The sequence below is a fragment of the Mycobacterium sp. NGS57 genome (assembly GCF_059812405.1).
Map to the genome: position 1 here is coordinate 300,937 of NZ_JCALCP010000008.1, position 18,144 is coordinate 319,080.

The 18,144-nt window shown below is 67.4% G+C and carries 18 protein-coding genes; 10 read left to right on the forward strand and 8 right to left on the reverse strand.

Going from position 1 to position 18,144, the window contains the following annotated elements:
* Window positions 1-9 precede the first annotated feature (9 nt).
* Window positions 10-537, forward strand: a complete 528-nt coding sequence (locus tag AC5Y43_RS17475; RefSeq protein WP_499974459.1) for a mycothiol transferase — start codon at window positions 10-12, stop codon at window positions 535-537.
* 2 nt (window positions 538-539) lie between these two features.
* Window positions 540-1,403 (forward strand): hypothetical protein, encoded by an 864-nt coding sequence (locus tag AC5Y43_RS17480; protein WP_499974463.1) that lies wholly within the window; start codon window positions 540-542, stop codon window positions 1,401-1,403.
* A 1-nt stretch (window position 1,404) separates the two neighbouring features.
* Here the strand turns inward: AC5Y43_RS17480 and AC5Y43_RS17485 are convergent, their stop codons facing one another.
* The gene (locus AC5Y43_RS17485) at window positions 1,405-4,230 is read right to left on the reverse strand and encodes an MMPL/RND family transporter (protein ID WP_499974564.1); all 2,826 of its coding nucleotides are present in this window, start codon (window positions 4,228-4,230) and stop codon (window positions 1,405-1,407) included.
* A gap of 65 nt (window positions 4,231-4,295) precedes the next feature.
* A complete protein-coding gene (locus AC5Y43_RS17490; RefSeq protein ID WP_499974465.1) occupies window positions 4,296-4,718 on the reverse strand; it encodes an MmpS family transport accessory protein in 423 nt (140 codons plus the stop codon).
* A 254-nt stretch (window positions 4,719-4,972) separates the two neighbouring features.
* Between AC5Y43_RS17490 and AC5Y43_RS17495 the strand changes: the two genes are divergently transcribed.
* From AC5Y43_RS17495 to AC5Y43_RS17505, 3 genes are all read left to right on the forward strand, one after another.
* A complete protein-coding gene (locus AC5Y43_RS17495) occupies window positions 4,973-5,668 on the forward strand; it encodes a TetR/AcrR family transcriptional regulator (RefSeq protein ID WP_499974466.1) in 696 nt (231 codons plus the stop codon).
* A gap of 178 nt (window positions 5,669-5,846) precedes the next feature.
* Window positions 5,847-6,395, forward strand: a complete 549-nt coding sequence (locus tag AC5Y43_RS17500; RefSeq protein WP_499974468.1) for an MmpS family transport accessory protein — start codon at window positions 5,847-5,849, stop codon at window positions 6,393-6,395.
* Window positions 6,392-9,322: an MMPL/RND family transporter gene (locus tag AC5Y43_RS17505; protein ID WP_499974472.1), complete on the forward strand. Its 2,931-nt coding sequence runs from the start codon at window positions 6,392-6,394 to the stop codon at window positions 9,320-9,322. Before AC5Y43_RS17500 ends, AC5Y43_RS17505 begins: the two co-directional genes overlap by 4 nt.
* A gap of 3 nt (window positions 9,323-9,325) precedes the next feature.
* On the opposite strand, the gene AC5Y43_RS17510 is transcribed toward AC5Y43_RS17505, so the two are convergent.
* From AC5Y43_RS17510 to AC5Y43_RS17525, 4 genes are all read right to left on the reverse strand, one after another.
* Window positions 9,326-9,679 carry a hypothetical protein gene (locus tag AC5Y43_RS17510; protein WP_499974476.1) on the reverse strand — a complete coding sequence of 118 codons (354 nt, stop codon included), beginning with the start codon at window positions 9,677-9,679 and terminating at the stop codon, window positions 9,326-9,328.
* Window positions 9,680-9,853: 174 nt separating this feature from the next.
* Complete coding sequence (locus tag AC5Y43_RS17515; protein ID WP_499974478.1) at window positions 9,854-10,300, reverse strand: DUF5078 domain-containing protein; 447 nt, start codon at window positions 10,298-10,300, stop codon at window positions 9,854-9,856.
* Window positions 10,301-10,366: 66 nt separating this feature from the next.
* Entirely contained in the window at window positions 10,367-11,281 is a 915-nt protein-coding gene (locus tag AC5Y43_RS17520) for a crotonase/enoyl-CoA hydratase family protein (protein ID WP_499974481.1), read from the reverse strand.
* 9 nt (window positions 11,282-11,290) lie between these two features.
* Window positions 11,291-11,602 (reverse strand): hypothetical protein, encoded by a 312-nt coding sequence (locus tag AC5Y43_RS17525; RefSeq protein ID WP_499974483.1) that lies wholly within the window; start codon window positions 11,600-11,602, stop codon window positions 11,291-11,293.
* A 71-nt stretch (window positions 11,603-11,673) separates the two neighbouring features.
* Between AC5Y43_RS17525 and AC5Y43_RS17530 the strand changes: the two genes are divergently transcribed.
* Entirely contained in the window at window positions 11,674-12,927 is a 1,254-nt protein-coding gene (locus tag AC5Y43_RS17530) for a hypothetical protein (protein ID WP_499974565.1), read from the forward strand.
* On the opposite strand, the gene AC5Y43_RS17535 is transcribed toward AC5Y43_RS17530, so the two are convergent.
* Together AC5Y43_RS17535 and AC5Y43_RS17540 are read right to left on the reverse strand one after the other, a co-directional pair.
* Window positions 12,924-13,166: a hypothetical protein gene (locus tag AC5Y43_RS17535; RefSeq protein ID WP_499974484.1), complete on the reverse strand. Its 243-nt coding sequence runs from the start codon at window positions 13,164-13,166 to the stop codon at window positions 12,924-12,926. The genes AC5Y43_RS17530 and AC5Y43_RS17535 overlap by 4 nt on opposite strands.
* A 66-nt stretch (window positions 13,167-13,232) precedes the next feature.
* Complete coding sequence (locus AC5Y43_RS17540; protein WP_499974485.1) at window positions 13,233-15,242, reverse strand: prolyl oligopeptidase family serine peptidase; 2,010 nt, start codon at window positions 15,240-15,242, stop codon at window positions 13,233-13,235.
* 67 nt (window positions 15,243-15,309) lie between these two features.
* On the opposite strand from AC5Y43_RS17540, the gene adh reads away from it, so the two are divergent.
* From adh to AC5Y43_RS17560, 4 genes are read left to right on the forward strand one after another with little or no spacing between them, the layout of a single operon-like run.
* Window positions 15,310-16,833: an aldehyde dehydrogenase gene (adh, locus tag AC5Y43_RS17545; protein WP_499974487.1), complete on the forward strand. Its 1,524-nt coding sequence runs from the start codon at window positions 15,310-15,312 to the stop codon at window positions 16,831-16,833.
* The gene (locus AC5Y43_RS17550) at window positions 16,833-17,297 is read left to right on the forward strand and encodes a DUF779 domain-containing protein (RefSeq protein ID WP_499974490.1); all 465 of its coding nucleotides are present in this window, start codon (window positions 16,833-16,835) and stop codon (window positions 17,295-17,297) included. The genes adh and AC5Y43_RS17550 overlap by 1 nt, the downstream gene beginning before the upstream one ends.
* Complete coding sequence (locus AC5Y43_RS17555) at window positions 17,294-17,572, forward strand: putative holin (protein WP_499974491.1); 279 nt, start codon at window positions 17,294-17,296, stop codon at window positions 17,570-17,572. Before AC5Y43_RS17550 ends, AC5Y43_RS17555 begins: the two co-directional genes overlap by 4 nt.
* Complete coding sequence (locus AC5Y43_RS17560) at window positions 17,565-18,131, forward strand: hypothetical protein (RefSeq protein ID WP_499974493.1); 567 nt, start codon at window positions 17,565-17,567, stop codon at window positions 18,129-18,131. Before AC5Y43_RS17555 ends, AC5Y43_RS17560 begins: the two co-directional genes overlap by 8 nt.
* The last annotated feature ends 13 nt before the right edge of the window (window positions 18,132-18,144 follow it).

The following is an 18,144-nucleotide window of genomic DNA, read 5'->3' on the forward strand; positions in this document are numbered from 1 at the left end:
GTCGCAGGTATGGCCGACACCTCCAGCACCGACCGCGCCGCGGGGGAACTGCTTCGCGATGCGTTCACCCGGCTGATCGAGCACGTCGACGAGCTCACCGACGGGCTGACCGACCAGACCGCGACCTACCGCCCGACCCCCACCACCAACAGCATCGCCTGGCTGATCTGGCACAGCGCGCGGGTGCAGGACATTCAGCTGGCCGACGTGGCCGGGGTGGAGCAGGTGTGGATCCGCGACGGCTGGGTGGACCGGTTCGGGCTGGACCTGCCGCGCAACGACACCGGCTACGGGCACGGCCCCGACGAGGTCGCCAAGGTCACGGCGCCGGCGGCGCTGCTGTCCGGCTACTACCACGCGGTGCACGAGCTGACCCTCGAATACGTCGCCGGCGTGACCGCCGAGGAACTGGCGCGGGTGGTCGACACCAACTGGGATCCGCCGGTGACCGCCAGCGCGCGGCTGGTCAGCATCATCGACGACTGCGCCCAACACCTCGGGCAGGCCGCCTACGTGCGGGGATTCAGCAGATTCTAGGAGTGCGATTCGCGGCCGCGATCTCCCGCGCGGCGTTGTGGCTGGCCACCACCGTTGCGCTGGCCGTGGCGATCCCGTCGGTCTGGGCACAGCTCAACGTCATCGGGGAGGACGGCTACGCCGCGCTGGCGCAACGGGCCGCGGCCGATCCCGGCCTGCAGTCGGCCATGGCGGCCGAACTCACCACCCGCGCGATGGCCCTCGTCGCCGCGCACGGCGGCGGCCGCTCCCCGGTGGACGGCTCCGAGGTGCACGACGCCGCCGACGCCTTCACGGCGGGCCCCTCGTTTCCGCCGCTGTTCGCGCGGGTGAACCGGGCCGCGCACGGCTGGTTGTTCGCCGATCCGCGGCCCGGCGGCGCGCAGTGGGTCGTCGACGTGGCCCCGATGCTGCACGACGCCGCGTTTGCGCCGGTGCTGAGCCGCCACCACGTGGCGGTCCCCGCCACCCTGACGATTCCGCTGACCGTGACGATGCCGTCATCGTTGCGGCGGGGACAGCTGAGCCGGCTGGCGGCGTGGGGCCCCTGGGTGAGCATCGGCGCGGCCGCCCTGAGCGGTCTTCTCGCGCTGCTGACCCTGGCCGCCGCCCGGCGCCGCGGCAGGGCCCTGACCGGTCTCGGCGTCTCGGCGCTGCTCGTCGGGGCGGCGGGATGGGCGGGCACCGAGGCCGGCGGCCGCTACGTCAACGACGCGCTCAACCGCACCACCGGCGACGTCCGCCGGATCGCCGAGGTGATGTTCGCTTACGCCGAGGCAAGCCTGCGTCAGTGGCTCGACGTGACCCTGGTCGCCGGGGCCGCGCTGATCGGGTTCGGCGTGCTCGTCGCGATCCTCGGCGGCCTCCCGAGAAAGCCGTCGGGCTAGCTCAGTCGCTGTAGACGACCGAGCGTTCCGGCGGGCGCGGCCCCACCGGCCGCGACGGGACCCGGGCGGGCCGCGACCGCACCCGGATCGGCCACCAGAACCAGCGGCCCAGCAGCGCCGCGATCGACGGCGTCATGAACGCGCGCACGACCAGCGTGTCGAACAGCAGGCCCAGCCCGATGGTGGTGCCGACCTGGCCGATGATCCGCACGTCGCTGACGGTCATGGACGCCATCGTGAACGCGAACACCAGCCCGGCGTTGGTGACGACCTTGCCGGTGCCGCCCATCGAACGGATGATGCCCGTGTTCAGGCCGGCGTGGATCTCCTGTTTGAACCGCGACACGAGCAGCAGGTTGTAGTCCGACCCCACGGCCAGCAGGACGATGACGGACATCGCCAGCACCAGCCAGTGCAGCTGGATGCCCAGGATGTGTTGCCAGAACAGCACCGACAGCCCGAACGAAGCCCCGAGCGAAACCGCGACCGTGCCGACGATGACCGCGGCGGCAACCAGCGCGCGGGTGAGGATCAGCATGATGATGAAAATCAGGCACAGCGAGGAGACGCCGGCGATCACCAGGTCCCATTTGGCGCCGTCGGAGATGTCCTTGAAGACGGCGCCCGTGCCGGCGAGATAAATCTTCGCGTCCTCCAAAGGCGTTCCCTTGAGCGACTCTTCGGCCGCGGTGCGGATCTTGTCGATGCTCGCGATGCCCTCGGCCGACGCGGGGTCGCCGCGATGCAGGATGATGAAGCGCGCCGCGTGTCCGTCCGGGGACAGGAAGTTCTTCATGGCGCGTTTGAAGTCCGCGTTCTTGAAGACCTCGGGCGGCAGGTAGAACGAGTCGTCGTTCTTGGCGGCGTCGAAGGCGTGGCCCATTGCCGTTGCGTTGTCGCTCATTTCGTCCATCTGGGCGAAGATCCCCGACATGGTGCTGTGCATGTCCAGCATCATGGTCCGCATATTGGACATGGTCTCGATCATCGGCGGGAACTGGGCGATCATCTCGGGCATCAGCCGGTCGAGCTCCTTGATGTCACCGACCAGCGAGTCAAGCTTGTCGGTGATCTGATCCACGCCGTCCAGCGCGTCAAAGATCGAGCGGATCGCCCAACAGGCCGGAATGTCGAAACAGTGCCTCTCCCAATAGAAATAGCTGCGGAGCGGCCGAAAGAAGTCGTCGAAATTGGCGATTTCGTCGCGCAGCTTGTTGGTGATCTGCTGCATCTCTTCGGTATCGCCGACCATGCGGTGCGTGGTGGCGACGAGCTGCGTCATCAAGGAGTACATGCGCTGCATGGTGGCGATTGTCTTGGTCATCTCGTCGGCCTGCTTGAGCATGTTGTCCATCTGGTCGCGCTGGTACTTCATGCTCTGCATCTGCCCGGCGCTCTGCATGCTCATCTGGAACGGGATCGACGTGTGGTCCATGGTCGTCCCGTCGGGCCGGGTGATCGCCTGTACGCGGGAGATGCCCGGGACCCGGAAGATGCCCTTGGCCAGCCGGTCCAGCACCAGGAAGTCGGCCGGATTGCGCATGTCGTGGTCGGACTGGATCATCAGGATCTCCGGCTTCATCCGGGCCTGGGAGAAGTGGCGGTCGGCGGCCGTCAGACCCTCGTTGGCAGGGATGAAGCTGGGCAGGTACTCCCGGTCGTTGTAGCTGGCCTTGTAGCCGGGCAGGGTGATCAGGCCGATGAGGGCGACGGCGCACGTGACGGCCAGGATCGGCAGCGGCCAGCGGACCACCGCGGTGCCGACCCGCCGCCAGCCGCGGACCCCGAGCTTGCGCTTGGGATCGAACAGGCCGAACCGGCTGCCGACGGTCAGAACCGCCGGGCCCAACGTCAGCGCGACCGCCACGGCGACCAGCATGCCGACCGCGCACGGGATGCCCAGCGTTTTGAAGTACGGCATGCGGGCGAAGCTGAGGCAGAACGTCGCTCCGGCGATCGTCAGGCCCGAGCCCAGGATGACGTGCGCCGTCCCGCGGTACATGGTGTAGAAGGCCGTTTCGCGGTCCTCGCCGGCCTGGCGTGCTTCCTGGTAGCGGCCGATGATGAAGATCCCGTAGTCGGTGCCGGCCGCGATCGCCAGCGAGGTCAACAGCGACACCGCGAACGTGGAGAGCCCTATCCAACCGAAGTGGCCGATCAGCGCGACCGCCCCGCGCGCCGCGGTCAGCTCGAAGGCGACCGTGATCAGCAGCAGGATCACGGTGATGATCGAGCGGTAGACGAACAGCAACATGATCAGGATCACCGCGATCGTCGTCGCCGTGATCTTGAGCATCGATTTGTCGCCGCTGTGGTGCAGGTCCGCGGCGAGCGCCGCGGCCCCGGTGACGTAGGCCTTGACGCCGGGCGGCGCGGGCACGCTGTTGACGATTTTGCGCACGGCCTCAACGGATTCGGTGGCCAGCGGCTCGCCCTGGTTGCCGGCGAGGTTGACCTGTACGGTGGCGGCCTTGCCGTCGTTGCTCTGCGCGCCCGCCGCCGTGAGCGGATCACCCCAGAAGTCCTGGATGCTCAGCACGTGCGTCTTGTCCTGACGCAGCTTGCGGATCATCTCGTTGTAGTACTTGTGGGCCTCGTCGCCGAGGGGGTGGTCGCCCTCCAGCACGATCATCGCCGCGCTGTCGGTTTCGCCCTCCTGGAATTCGTGCCCGATGCGCTTCATCGCCACGACCGACGGCGCGTCCCGCGGGCTCAGCGACACCGACCGCTCCTGCCCGACGATCTCCAGCGACGGGACGAACAGGCTGAGCACGACGGCGATTCCCACCCAGCACAGGATGATCGGCACCGCGAAGGTGTGGATCATCCGCGCGAGGAACGGCCTTTCGGCGTGGGAGTTCGCGCCGGAGACGTCGGCGAATTGCGGTGTGGTCACGCGGATTTGACCAGACAGAAGGTGTAGGCGTGGACCTCGTTGGAGATGCGCTCGGCCTTGACCACGTCGTCCACCGTGATGCGGCAGCCGACGCTATCGCCGCTGGCGCGGGCCATCAGGCTGCCCATGACGGCGGCCTTGTCGGTGGTGACCCGCAGCGACCACGGCAACGCGGCCCCGTCGATGCGCTGGGGGTCGCCGTTGACGTCGAAATAGCTGATGTCGGCCGTCGTGCCGGGCGGGCCGAACACGTCGTAGACAATCCGTTTCGGGTTGAACGGCTTGGGGTTTTGCAGGTTGCTGTCGGCATACGATTCGCGCTTCTGCGACCCGAAATAGCCGTGCACCCGGGCCACGACGAATCCACCGACCACCAGCACCGCCACGATGACCAGCGGAATCCACGTTCGGGACAGCACCTTGAGAATCGGAAATCCCTTTCAGTGTTTTCAGGTCTCAGCGTTTCTGCACGCGGAGCGCCGGCGCGGCCGCCGGGGTGGCGCAGCTAAGGCTTGCCTAAGTAAATCATGGCCGGGTCACGACCCGGACGGGACCGCTGACTCCGTCCCCGCGCGCCTGAAGTGTAACGCATATCACGTGCGTAACACGGAAAACTTCTGCTAAGGGTGGGTCCACACAAATCACGCCACGTGCGTTATACAAATCACATAATGTGCGTTATCCTCTGCCGATGGCGCAACTCGCCTTCCAGCGTGCCCGCACGGAGGAAAACAAACGCCAGCGCGCGGCGGCGCTCGTCGAGGCCGCGCGTTCGCTCGCGCTGGAGACCGGCGTCGCGTCGGTCACCCTGACCGCCGTCGCCAGCCGCGCCGGGATCCACTATTCGGCGGTGCGCCGCTACTTCACCTCGCACAAAGAGGTCCTGTTGCACTTGGCCGCCGAAGGCTGGGTGCGGTGGTCGGGCACGGTGTGCGAGCAACTGGCCGAGCCGGGACCACGGGAGTCACTGCAGCCGGCGCGGGTGGCCGAGACGCTGGCCAGTGGGCTTGTCGCCGACCCGCTGTTTTGTGACCTGCTCGCCAACTTCCACCTGCACCTCGAGCACGAGGTGCACGTCGACCGGGTCGTCGAGATCCGGCGCACCATCACCGCGGCGGCGACCGCGCTCGCGGACGCGATCGAGCGCGCCCTGCCCGTGCTCGGCCGGTCCGGCGCCTTCGACACCCTGATCGCCGCCTACTCCCTGGCCGCCGCCTTCTGGCACATCGCGAACCCGCCGGAGCGGCTCACCGACGCCTACGCCGAGGAGCCGGAGGCCGTCCCGCCGGAGTGGAACATCGATTTCGCATCCGCACTTGCCCGAGTGCTGACGGCTACCTGCGTCGGCCTGGTCTCCGAATCGTCATGAACAGGAAACGAGACCAGGGCGCTGTGGCCTGGCGAACAACCGGTATGGCGCTGGAGGCCACGCCGCGGCCGCCGAATGCCAAGCGCCGCAGCGACATCCACAGGAAACTGTGGGTCATCGCTAGGGCTACGCATAGGCCAATTATTGTTTCGCCCGTGGTGAAGGACTTGAAGCGCCCATGACGACGACTGAGCCAAGGACGGAGCCGCTAATGAAACAGGGCTCCGCCGGCAGCGAGGGCAACGAGGTTGCCGCGCAGCGCGCCAAGAAGAAGGGGTTGCTGGGCCGTTTCTGGTTGGTGCTCACGATCGTGGCTGTGGTCGCGCTGTCGGGATTCGTGGTGCACCGGTTGCACGGCGTCTTCGGCGTTCACCGCGGTTCGTTCGGTGGTGGCACCTCGGGCGAGGTCCTCGACGAGTTCAACGCCAAGACCATCACGCTCCAGGTCTGGGGTCCACCGGGCAGCACGGCAACCATCAACTACCTCGACGAAAACTCCCATCCGCAGCAGGCCCTCAACGTGCCCTTGCCCTGGAGCAAAGTATTGAGTTCAACGAAGCCCGGCATCCCGGCAAACCTGGTGGCGCAAGGAGACGGCAGTTGGATCGCCTGCCAATTCGTCGTGAACAAGCACGACGGGAGCGGTGACGTCATCAAGACTCCGAATCGCTCGGACCCCGACCAAACCGTGAACGCCTTCGTCTATTGCCTGGACAAGTCCGCATGAGCGAGCCAGGCGAGGTGCCGCCGCGCGTCGATCAGCCGCTGATCCCGCCGTTCCTGCCGCGGATGATCCACCGGCTGGCCCTGCCGATCGTCCTGGTGTGGTTGGGCATCGTGTTCGTCACGAACACCGTGGCCCCGCAGCTGGAGGTCGTCGCCAAAACCCACTCGGTGTCGATGAGTCCGACTGACGCGGAATCTTTTCAGTCGATGATGAAGGTCGGGTCGACGTTCAAAGAGTTCAACTCCGACAACTCGGCCATGATCTTGCTGGAGGGCGACAAGCCACTCGGGGCCGAAGCGCACCGCTACTACGACGAGATCGTCAGGCGCGTCGAGCAAGACACCAAACACGTTCAGCACGTCCAGGATTTCTGGAGTGATCCGCTGACGGCGGCGGGTTCCCAGAGCCACGATCAAAAGGCCGCGTACGTCCAGGTTTACCTCGCCGGCAACATGGGCGGCGGCCTGGCGAACGAGTCTGCCGCGGCCGTTCGCAAGATCGTGGACTCGGTGCCCGCGCCGCCGGGAATCAAGGCATACGTCACCGGCGCGGGCCCGCTGTTCGCCGATCAGTCCCACGCGGGTGAGAAGGGCGTAGCGAAGGTCACGCTCGTCACCTTCGCAGTGATCATCCTGATGCTGCTGTTCGTCTATCGGTCCGTGGTCACCATGCTGATCATGCTGGTCATGGTGTTCATCGAGCTGGCAGCGGCCCGTGGCGTCGTCGCAGTCCTGGGAAACTACGGAATCATCGGGCTTTCCACCTTCGCCAACAACATGCTGGTGCTGATGGCGATCGCCGCGGGAACGGACTACGCGATCTTTGTGGTCGGCCGCTACCACGAAGCGCGCGGTTTGGGCGAATCGCGCGAAAAAGCGTTCTACACCATGTTCCACAGCACCGCGCATGTCGTGCTCGGGTCGGGATTGACCATCGCCGGCGCGATGTACTGCCTGAGCTTTTGCCGGTTGCCGTATTTCGAGTCGTTGGGGGTGCCGTGTGCCGTCGGCATGCTGGTGGCGGTCCTCGCGGCATTGACGCTGGGCCCGGCGGTGCTGACGGTGGCGTCGTTCTTCAAGCTCATGGATCCGAAGCGCAAGTTGCAGACCCGGGGCTGGCGTCGCATGGGCACCGCGGTCGTCCGCTGGCCCGCACCGGTTCTCGCGGTGACCATCGCGGTCGCATTGGTTGGTCTGCTCGCCCTGCCCGGTTACAAGACGGACTACGACAACCGCCACTTCCTGCCGGCCGACACCCCGGCCAATGTCGGTTATGCCGCCGCGGACCGGCACTTCGACCAGGCTCGGCTCAATCCCGAGCTGTTGATGATCGAGACCGATCACGACCTGCGTAACCCGGCCGACTTCCTCGTCCTGGACAAGGTCGCCAAGGCGGTCTTCCACATCCCCGGGATCGGCCGGGTGCAGACCATCACCCGGCCGCTGGGCACGCCGCTGGACCACAGCACCCTCGGTTTTCAGATGGGGGCACAGGCCGCAGGGCGGATCCAGACGCAGCACTACCAGGAAGAGCAGGCGAACAACTTGCTCAAGCAGGCGGACGAGCTGCGCAAGACGATGGCAACGCTGCATCATCAGATGCAGGTCACCCAGGACCTCAGCAACACGACGCACGAAACCACCCAGCTCACCAAAGAAACCGTGAAGATCACCGAAGCGTTGCGCGACGACATCGCCTACTTCGACGACTTCTTCCGGCCGATCCGTAGCTACTTCTACTGGGAGAGGCACTGCTACGACATTCCGGCGTGCTGGGCGATCCGGTCGATCTTCAACGCGCTCGACGGCATCGACCAGGTGACCCAGAACATCGAGGACCTCAGCGCCAACCTCGACAAGCTGGATCAGATACAGCCCCAGCTGGTGGCGCTGATACCGCCGCAGATCGAGAGCCAGCAGCACAACCTCGACACCATCATGTCGAATTATGCGACCACGCAGGGTCTCAACGCACAGGCGAAAGCGCAGTCCGACAACGCCACCGCGCAGGGCGACGCCTTCGACAAAGCGAAGAACGACGACACGTTCTACCTTCCGCCGGAGGCGTTCAAGAGCCCGGACTTCGCGCGAGGTCTCAAGCAGTTCATATCGCCGAACGGGCACGCCGTCCGGCTGATCATCTCCCATGAAGGCGACCCGGCGACTCCCGAGGGCATCAAGCACATCGAGCCGATCAAGCAGGCCGTGCACGAGGCGATCAAGGGCACCCCCTGGGAGGGCGCCAAGGTCTACCTCGGCGGCACCGCCGCGACGTACAAGGACATGCACGACGGCTCCGACATCGACCTGCTGATCGCCGGAATCGCCGCCGCCACACTGATTTTCATCATCATGCTGGTGATCACCCGAAGCGTCGTGGCGGCCGTCGTGATCGTCGGTACGGTCTTGCTGTCGCTGGGCGCCTCATTCGGACTCTCCGTGCTCTTATGGCAGTACATCCTGGGTTTGAAGTTGCACTGGATGGTGCTGGCGATGGCGGTCATCCTGCTGCTGGCGGTCGGCTCGGACTACAACCTGCTGCTGATATCGCGTTTCAAAGAGGAAATCCATGCCGGGCTGAAGACGGGGACGATCCGCGCGATGGCCGGTTCGGGCTCGGTGGTGACCTCCGCCGGTCTGGTGTTCGCCGCCACTATGGCCACGTTCATGTTCAGCCCGCTGCTGGTGATGGCCCAGGTGGGTACGACGATCGCGCTGGGTCTGCTGTTCGACACCTTGATCGTGCGGGCGTTCATGACGCCGTCGCTGGCGACCCTGCTCGGGCGCTGGTTCTGGTGGCCGCAGCACGTGCGGCCACGGCCGGCCAGCACCATGCTGCGGCCATTCGGACCGCGTCCCGCCGTGCGCGAGCTGATCCGCAGCGACGTCGAGGAGCGCCCGGCGGGCGGGGTGGTACAACCGCGCTGATCTTCAGGCGTAGGTGCGCAGCTGCACCATCTTGCGCATGACGTCGCTGAGCTTGTGCACGGGCGCCCCACACGTCAGGCAGTAGCCGCCCGGGCAGCGGTTGATGCGGTCGACCTGAGCCAAGACCTGAGCCTTGAGCCGGCGTACGCAGCCGATGCACAGCAGCTCGACGATGTTTCCCGACGGGTCGAGATTCGGCCGGTTGCACTGGTCGACGGCGTGCCGGTAGACGATGTGGGTGGCCCGGTTGGTGCAGCCGGCGTCGGATTGGCAGGCGATGTCCTGCCAGTCGAGCGCGGCCAGCGCGTCTGACTGCGGGTCGACGACGCTCATCGCGTCCTCGCGGGGGTTGCGCATCCCGGCATGAGCATGATGTAAGTCCTGGCTAACACTGGTCGAGCGGACTGGCGTTTCCGCATCCGCGGAATGCCAGTCAAGAACTGTTGATTTGTTCCCCAAACTCGGGGAAAAACGTGGTTCCCGACAGTCGCCGAGTTTAAACTCGCGGGCCAATAAAGGCCAGGGTGGATTTTACGACCAGTTCCATACCGACATGTCGCCCGGCGGGTACTGGTTGCACACATCGGTTGCCTTGGCGACGACGCCCTTGTTGTTGAAGAAGATCTTCATGTGGTTGACCCACGCGAACGTTAGCGGATCGCCATTGTAGAAATTCTCGGAATAATTCCTGCGGTCCGCCGGTGACAGCGAGTAAAACCAGTGCGCCTTGTCGATCGTCGCCTGCTGGACGTTGGGGTGGTTGTTGAAGTCGATCATGTAGCGCTGGTAGTACACCGGGCTGGTATCCCGGACGGCCGCCAGGTATTGCTCGGCGTCGCAGGTGGTCGCGATCTGCCGGCGGGGGACCGGGAAGTCTTCCGTCGAATCAGCCGCGGCGGTTTTGGGGAAGGCCGCAGCGGCCAGCGAAAGTGCAACAAAAACGGCGCCTGCACGCAGGGCGGAACTCAGCCGAGACATAGTCGTTACCGTAACACTTTCCCGTCCCGCGCGGGCGGGCCTGACCGAAATTCGTAGCCCATCTCACTAACTATCGCGATCAGGGACGATGACGTGCCGCGGATCCGGCCGCAGCTCCGGCGGTGCCTGGCTGTAATCGGCGAACGGGCCGTCGCGGCGTTCGACTGCCGCGCGCACCCCCTCGGTCCGGGCGGTCGTGATGAAATCGAGGGCGTCGGGGGTGTTGCGCATCAGGCCGTCGAGGATGCCGCCCAGTAGCTGGGTGGACGCCAGCCCCATGTTCTCGTAGGCCTGGTTGACGATCAGCTTCTGGGCGCGCAGCTGCGACAGCGGGATGCGCGCCAGCTCGGCGGCGATCTCGGCGACGCGGGCTTCCAGCCGCTCGAACGGCACCGCCTCGTTGATCAGCTCGACCTCGGCGGCCTGGGTGCCGGTCAGCGGTCGGCCGGTCAGCGAATGCCACTTGACCCTGGCCAGGCCCAGCCGGTAGAGCCACATCCCGGTCAGATACGCGCCCCACATCCGGCTGTAGGGCGTGCCGATCACGGCGTCGTCGCTGGCGACGACGAGGTCGGCGCACAACGCGTAATCGCTGCCGCCGCCGACGCACCAGCCGTGCACCTGCGCGATCACCGGCTTGGTGGCCCGCCAGATGGCCATGAACTTCTGGTGCGGTCCGGTTTCGCGGGCGGTGATGACGGCGAAATCCTTGCCCGGGTCCCACCGGCCGTCGGTCATCATCGCCTCGCCCCAGTGCTCGAAGCCGCCGCCGAAGTCGTAGCCCGCGCAAAAGGCGCGCCCGGCGCCGCGCAGCACGATGACCTTGACGTCGCCGTCGCGCTCGGCCAGCCCGATGGCCGCCTCGATCTCGTCGGGCATCGGCGGGACGATGGTGTTGAGCTGCTCGGGGCGGTTCAACGTGATGGTGGCGACCGGGCCGGCCGTTTTGTACAGCAACGTCTCGAAATCGGGTGTGCGCATGGCCCAAACTTAGGGATCGGGCTCGCGATTTTCCGGCGATGACGCATAGATGCGGTCGCCGATTTTGAGATAGGGCGTCGTGAGGTAGGCCGAAAAGACGACGACGGCGCAAAAGATGGCCGTCGCGATGACGGCGTTGGGCCAGATTTTGCCCACCCCGGCCGCGAAGGAGACGATGCCGATGGCCGAGGTGGCCCAGTAGAAGCGGCGGCCCGCGCGGCGGTCACTGATGAAGCGGAATCGCGCCTGCGCCGCCCCGGCGATGATGAAGATCAGCCCCGTCGCCAGCAGGGTGAGTTCGATGCGGTCGGTCGTCGTCACGCCGACGATTTTATGGGGTCTAGCATTTCCCATCAGGGGGTGTGAAAAGCGTCGTCGATGGTCAGGGCGGAATGGGCAAGGTTTTAGCGACGGCGGCGGCCGCGATGGTGCTCGCCCCGTTCTGGGTGGTAGCGACCACACCCGTTGTGGCACAAGCGGCTCCGTGTGCCGGCGCAGGCGCAAACCCCGTGTCTTGCCAGAACTGCCTGGCCTACGTGGCGGCGTACGGGACGGCGAACGTCTGCTACAACCCCGCGCCGCCGCGCCCGTCCCCGAGCCCGGTGCCCACCTGGACTCCCGCGGCCCCGCCCGTGCCGCCGCCGGATGAGCCCGCGCCGCCGGCACACCCGCCGCAGCTCGTCCCGCCGAGTCCGCCGTCCCCGACCACGACGGCGGCGCAGATCCCCAAGCTCAACCCGCTGTCCCCCGGGGCGTCGAGAAACGCCGCGGTGGTCGCACCGCCGAAGGGTCTGGAGGCGCCGCCGCAGGCCATCGCGGACGCCAAGGCCGCGCCCGCCACCCGGATCAACCCCGCCAGCCCGCTGGAGCCGCCGAGCCGGGTGTACGACTTCAGCCACCAGGTGCAGAACGTGGTCGACGCCCATCGCGGCAACGTTGACCTGGTCGAGGCCGACAATCAGCAACTGGTCCGCCCCCGACATTGGGATTACATCGACTACGACGCCAATTACCGGCCGGTCCTGTACAACCCGCTCAGCGAGGCGATGACCTTCCGCTACTTCTACGACGGCGCCTATCGGGAGGCGTTCGTGCCGGCCGGCGGGCGGATCGTGCTCGACGCCGCCGCCGTTGGCCTGTTCCCGTTCACCGCGGTCGGCTACAGCCATGTGGCGGCGGGGAGCTTTCACGGCGGTGCCTCGATACCGCCCCCCGGGTCGGACGGCCCGCCGCCGCCGAAATACACGCCGCCGCAACGCCCAGAAGTGTATCACAACGTCTCCGTCTACGTCGTCGCGGCAAACCAGACGGTGGCGGTCGGGCAGGTGGAGCCGCTGGGCCACGACGATCTCCAGCCCGCCGGCGGCCGGGACACCTTCCTGCTCGACGACTCCACGCTGGCCTGGGGGCAGGTGAACGATTCCGGCAGCCCCGCCCAGATCAGCGTGGTCAGGACCCAGTCGCTACCGGGCGCCGGGCCGACCGACAACGGCGCCCTCTTGGTGGCGCTGGCCGCCATCAAGGAGCCCGGCCAATCCGCCGAACGCTGGTGGCGCCCGGCGCTGAGCTACGGCGGGCTCGTGATCGCCGCCGCCCTGGTCGCCTGGCTGATCAACCGCCGGAACCGCAGCGAGGACCCCCTCTAGGGGTGGTTCACGCAGAACGCCACACACATCGCTTCGACGGGAATCGACACCCATTGCAGTTGCCCATCGGCCTGGCGTCCGCAATAGATGGGGCCGGGGTTGCCCCACACTTTGGCGCCCTCCGGCGAGCATGCTTTGCCGATATCGGAATCGGCGTGCGCCGGGCCGCTTCCGGCGAGGACCACGATCGGGGCGACCGCCGCCACCAGCGCCATGCCGGCGAACCTCAGTGCGCCCATGATCCGTGCCTTCCTCGACAGCGTCCGCTACGTCGGGATCGAGCTTAGCGGCTCGACCCTGCGCGCTCACGCGGTGAGCGTCCGCCACAGGAACGAGAAACTGAGCGCCGACTTGAACGCGACCTGTTCGTTGTCGGCCGCGCCGGCGTGGCCGCCCTCGATGTTCTCGTGGTAGAAGACCCGGTGACCCGCTGCCTCGAGGGCGGCGGTCATCTTGCGGGCGTGGCCCGGGTGCACGCGGTCGTCGCGGGTGGACGTGGTCATCAGCACCGGCGGGTAGTCGCGCGCCGCCGAAATGTTCTGGTAGGGGGAGTATTCGGAGATGAACTCCCAGTCGTCGGGATCGTCGGGGTCGCCGTATTCGGCCATCCACGACGCCCCGGCCAGCAGCAGGTGGTAGCGGCGCATGTCCAGCAGCGGCACGTCGCAGACCAGCGCGCCGAACTTCTCGGGGTACTGCGTGAGCATGATGCCCATCAGCAGCCCGCCGTTGCTGCCGCCACGCGCGCCCAGCCGCTCGGGCGTCGTGATCCCGCGCTTGACCAAATCGGTTGCCACCGCGGCGAAGTCCTCGGCCACCTTGTGCCGGCCCTCGCGCATGGCCTGGGTGTGCCAGCCGGGACCGTACTCGCCACCGCCGCGGATGTTGGCCACCGCGTAGGTCCCGCCGCGGGCCAGCCACAGCCGGCCCAGCACGCCGCTGTAGGCCGGGGTGTTGGCCGATTCGAACCCGCCGTATCCGCTCAGCAGCGTGGGGGAGGGGCCGTCGGTGTCGGTAGGGCCGACGACGAAGTACGGGATCTGCGCGCCGTCGTCCGAGGTGACGAAATGCTGTGTGACGGAGAGGTTTTCGGCGTCGAAGAAAGAAGGGGCGGACTTGATCGGTTCGAGCGGCGCGTCCGTGGCGCCGCGCATCAGGCGCGACGGTGCGAGGAATCCGCTGGAATCCAGGAAGAACTCGTCGCCGGTGTCGTCGGCGGCGACCACGACGGTGTTGGTCGCGGCGGGGATGCCGGCGACGGGTTCGCGGCGCCACGAAGGCGGTGCGGCGACCTCGACGCGGCTGGCGACGTCGGCGAGCGTGACGATCAGCAGCCGGTCCTTGGTCCAGGCGTAGTGGTTCAGTGCGGTGTGCTCGTCGGGCTCGAAGACCACCGGCAATTGTGCTGTGCCGGCGAGGAACTCGTCGTATCCCGCCGCCAGCAGCGAGCCTGCCCGGTAGGTGGCGTCACCGCGGTGCCAATCGGTGCGCAGCTCGATCAGGATCTGATCGCGGTGTATCGACACGCTCGCGTCGGTGGGCGCGTCGATGCGGATCAGCTCCTGGCCCCGCAGTTCGTAGACCTCTTCGTTCCAGAAGTCCAGTGCGCGGCCGATGAAGGTGCGCTCGAACCCGGGCGTGCGGTCGACCGATGCGGAGACGCGGACGTCGGCGCGGGCACCCTCGAAGACGGTCTCCGCGGCGGCCAATGGCGTGCCGCGCCGCCATCGCTTGATCACGCGCGGATAGCCGGAGTCGGTCAGCGAGCCGGCGCCGAAGTCGGTGCCCACCAGCACGGTGTCCGGGTCGGCCCAGGCGATCTGCGATTTGGCCTCGGGCAGCTCGAACCCGTCGGTGACGAATTCGCGTGTCGCCATGTCGAATTCGCGCACGATCGATGCGTCCGAGCCGCCGCGGGACAGGCCGACCAGGGCACGGGTGTGGTCGGGCTGGATCACCCCGGCGCCCGCCCACACCCATTTTTCGTCGTCGATCCGGCCCAGTTGATCGACGTCGATCAGCACGTCCCAGTCCGGGGCGTCGGTGCGGTAGCGGTCCAGCGTGGTGCGCCGCCACAGCCCGCGCGGGTTGGCGGCGTCGCGCCAGAAGTTGTAGAGATGCTCGCCGCGGCGCACCACGTACGGAATCCGCGCGTCGGTGTCGAGCACCTCGAGTGCCTCGCCGCGCATCCGCTCGAACTCCTCGCCGCCGAATTCCGCCAGCGTGGGTTCGTTGCGCGCCCGCACCCAGGCCAGCGCGTCGTCGCCGGTCACTTCCTCGAGCCACAGGTAGGGATCAGGAGCGATGGGAGTCATGGGAGCCATTGTGACCCCGGCGGTAGTGTGAGGTGTGTTACACCAGGTCGCACGAGGAGGCGGGCAGATGACTGTTTTCGCACGTCCGGGCTCTGCCGGGGCATTGATGTCGTACGAGTCCCGGTACGACAACTTCATCGGGGGCGAGTGGGTCGCGCCGGTGAGCGGGCGCTATTTCGACAACCCGACGCCGGTGACCGGCCGGGCGTTCTGCGAGGTGGCCCGCTCCGAGGCGGCCGACATCGACAAGGCGCTAGACGCCGCGCACGCGGCGGCCCCGGCGTGGGGCAGGACCGCGCCCGCCGAGCGCGCGGCGATCCTGAACAAGATCGCCGACCGGATCGAGCAGAACACGGCCGCGCTGGCCGTGGCCGAGGTCTGGGACAACGGCAAGCCGGTGCGCGAGGCGCTGGCCGCCGACATCCCGCTGGCCGCCGACCACTTCCGGTACTTCGCCGGGGCGATCCGCGCGCAGGAGGGGTCGCTGTCGCAGATCGACGAGGACACCGTCGCGTATCACTTCCACGAGCCGCTCGGGGTGGTGGGGCAGATCATCCCGTGGAACTTCCCGATCCTGATGGCCGCGTGGAAGATGGCACCGGCGCTGGCCGCGGGCAACGCGGTGGTGCTCAAACCCGCTGAGCAGACGCCGGTTTCGGTGCTCTACCTGATGTCGCTGATCGGCGACCTGCTGCCGGCGGGTGTCCTCAACGTCGTCAACGGGTTCGGCGCCGAGGCGGGCAAGCCGCTGGCGTCGAGCAACCGGATCGCCAAGATCGCGTTCACCGGGGAAACCACCACCGGGCGACTGATCATGCAATACGCCAGCCAGAACCTGATCCCGGTGACCCTGGAGCTCGGCGGCAAGAGCCCCAACGTCTTCTTCTCCGACGTGCTCGCCAAGGCCGACGACTATCAGGACAAGGCGCTGGAGGGTTTCACGATGTTCGCCCTCAACCAGGGCGAGGTGTGCACCTGCCCGTCGCGGAGCCTGATCCAGGCCGACATCTACGACGAGTTCCTGGAACTGGCCGCGATCCGCACCAAGGCGGTCCGGCAGGGCGACCCGCTGGACAGCGAGACGATGCTGGGTTCCCAGGCGTCCAACGACCAGCTGGAAAAGATCCTGTCCTACATCGAGATCGGCCGAAACGAGGGCGCCAAGATCATCACCGGCGGGGAGCGCGCCGAGCTCGGCGGCGACCTGTCCGGCGGCTACTACATGCAGCCGACCATCTTCGGCGGCGACAACAAGATGCGGGTCTTCCAGGAGGAGATCTTTGGTCCGGTGGTGACGGTGACGTCGTTCGCCGATTACGACGACGCCATCTCGATCGCCAACGACACCCTCTACGGGCTGGGCGCCGGGGTGTGGAGCCGCGACGGCAACACCGCCTACCGGGCGGGCCGCGACATCCAGGCCGGCCGGGTGTGGGTCAACTGCTACCACGTGTATCCAGCGCACGCGGCGTTCGGCGGCTACAAGCAGTCCGGCATCGGCCGCGAGAACCACAAGATGATGCTCGACCACTACCAGCAGACCAAGAACCTGATGGTCTCCTACAGCAACAAGGCGCAGGGCTTTTTCTGATGGTGTCGGGTGCTCCGCCGGGGGTGGCCATCACCGCGGCCGCCGCCGAACTCCTGGCGCTCCTGCAGCGGCGGCACGGTCCGGTGATGTTCCATCAGTCCGGTGGCTGCTGTGACGGGTCGTCGCCGATGTGCTACCCGCGCGGCGACTTCCTGGTCGGCGACCGCGACGTGCTGCTCGGCGTGCTCGACGTGGGCGACGGCTCTGATGGGGTGCCGGTGTGGATTTCGGGCCCGCAGTACCAGGCCCACTACGCCGACAAGCACACCCAGCTGGTGATCGACGTGGTGCCGGGCCGCGGCGGCGGATTCAGCCTCGAGGCACCCGACGGCGTGCGTTTCCTCTCGCGCGGCCGCCTGTTCACCGACGACGAGCGGGCCGCGCTGCTCGGCGCGCCGGTCATCACCGGCGCCGCCTACGAGCGCGGCGAGCGCCCCCGGCAGCGCGGCCGGGTGGTGGCGTGATCCCGCTGCCGCGTCCCCGGCTGCTGGCCGGCGCCATGCTGGTCGGCTGCGCGGTCGGGCTGTTGGCCGGGGTTGCGCTCACGGTGCTGGTCCACGCGCGGCTGCGCCCGGACGTCGTCATCGCCTTGGTGGCCGGCATTCCCACCGGCATCGGGCTGCTGACCGTCCTGTTCTCCGGGCGCCGCTGGGTCACCATGGTGGGCGCGTTCGTCCTGTCGCTGGCGCCGGGGTGGTTCGGCGTGCTCGTCGCGGTGCAGGTGGCCAGCGGTGGCTGACAAGGGCACGGACAAGGCCGATCGCGAGGCGAACCCGGGGACCGAGGCGTTCGTCCCGGACTTCTCGGATGATCAAGACGACACCGGCTCGCAGCCGGTCCCGGTCGCTGAGGAGCCCCGTAAGCCCGAAGTGCCGGAGGAGCCCGACGCGCCGGCCGCGGCCGCCCCGCCCGTCGAAGAGCCGGAGCCAGTCGACGACGGCGCGCCGGTGCAGCCGGTCACCGTCCCCGGCCGCTACCTCTACCTCAAGTGGTGGCAGCTGGTCCTGGTGCTCGTGGGTGTGTGGGCGGTGGCGGCCGTCGTCGGGCTCGGGCTGTTCTATTGGTGGTACCACTCGGTCGACAAGACGCCGGCGGTGTTCTCGGTCCTGGTCTACGTCGTGGCGTGCGCGGTGGCCGGGGTCATGCTCGCGATGGTGCCGGGCAATTCGGTCGTCTCGGCGCTGTCGCTGGCGGTGATGTCCGGGCCCTGCGCGGCGGTCGCCGCGGCCGCCCCGCTGTACGGCTATTACTACTGCGCGCACACCGGCCACTGCCTGATCGGCGTCATCCCGTACTAACGATCTGGCCGTA

What these genes read in the sequence shown, in the direction of transcription:
- AC5Y43_RS17500 (WP_499974468.1), top strand. Translation starts at nt 5,847, where the DNA reads ATGACGACGACTGAGCCAAGGACGGAGCCGCTAATGAAACAGGGCTCC.
- AC5Y43_RS17535 (WP_499974484.1), bottom strand. Translation starts at nt 13,166, where the DNA reads ATGGGCGCACTGAGGTTCGCCGGCATGGCGCTGGTGGCGGCGGTCGCC.
- AC5Y43_RS17505 (WP_499974472.1), top strand. Translation starts at nt 6,392, where the DNA reads ATGAGCGAGCCAGGCGAGGTGCCGCCGCGCGTCGATCAGCCGCTGATC.
- AC5Y43_RS17530 (WP_499974565.1), top strand. Translation starts at nt 11,674, where the DNA reads ATGGGCAAGGTTTTAGCGACGGCGGCGGCCGCGATGGTGCTCGCCCCG.
- AC5Y43_RS17515 (WP_499974478.1), bottom strand. Translation starts at nt 10,300, where the DNA reads ATGTCTCGGCTGAGTTCCGCCCTGCGTGCAGGCGCCGTTTTTGTTGCA.
- AC5Y43_RS17510 (WP_499974476.1), bottom strand. Translation starts at nt 9,679, where the DNA reads ATGCGCAACCCCCGCGAGGACGCGATGAGCGTCGTCGACCCGCAGTCA.
- AC5Y43_RS17485 (WP_499974564.1), bottom strand. Translation starts at nt 4,230, where the DNA reads ATGATCCACACCTTCGCGGTGCCGATCATCCTGTGCTGGGTGGGAATC.
- AC5Y43_RS17550 (WP_499974490.1), top strand. Translation starts at nt 16,833, where the DNA reads ATGGTGTCGGGTGCTCCGCCGGGGGTGGCCATCACCGCGGCCGCCGCC.
- AC5Y43_RS17540 (WP_499974485.1), bottom strand. Translation starts at nt 15,242, where the DNA reads ATGACTCCCATCGCTCCTGATCCCTACCTGTGGCTCGAGGAAGTGACC.
- adh (WP_499974487.1), top strand. Translation starts at nt 15,310, where the DNA reads ATGACTGTTTTCGCACGTCCGGGCTCTGCCGGGGCATTGATGTCGTAC.
- AC5Y43_RS17520 (WP_499974481.1), bottom strand. Translation starts at nt 11,281, where the DNA reads ATGCGCACACCCGATTTCGAGACGTTGCTGTACAAAACGGCCGGCCCG.
- AC5Y43_RS17475 (WP_499974459.1), top strand. Translation starts at nt 10, where the DNA reads ATGGCCGACACCTCCAGCACCGACCGCGCCGCGGGGGAACTGCTTCGC.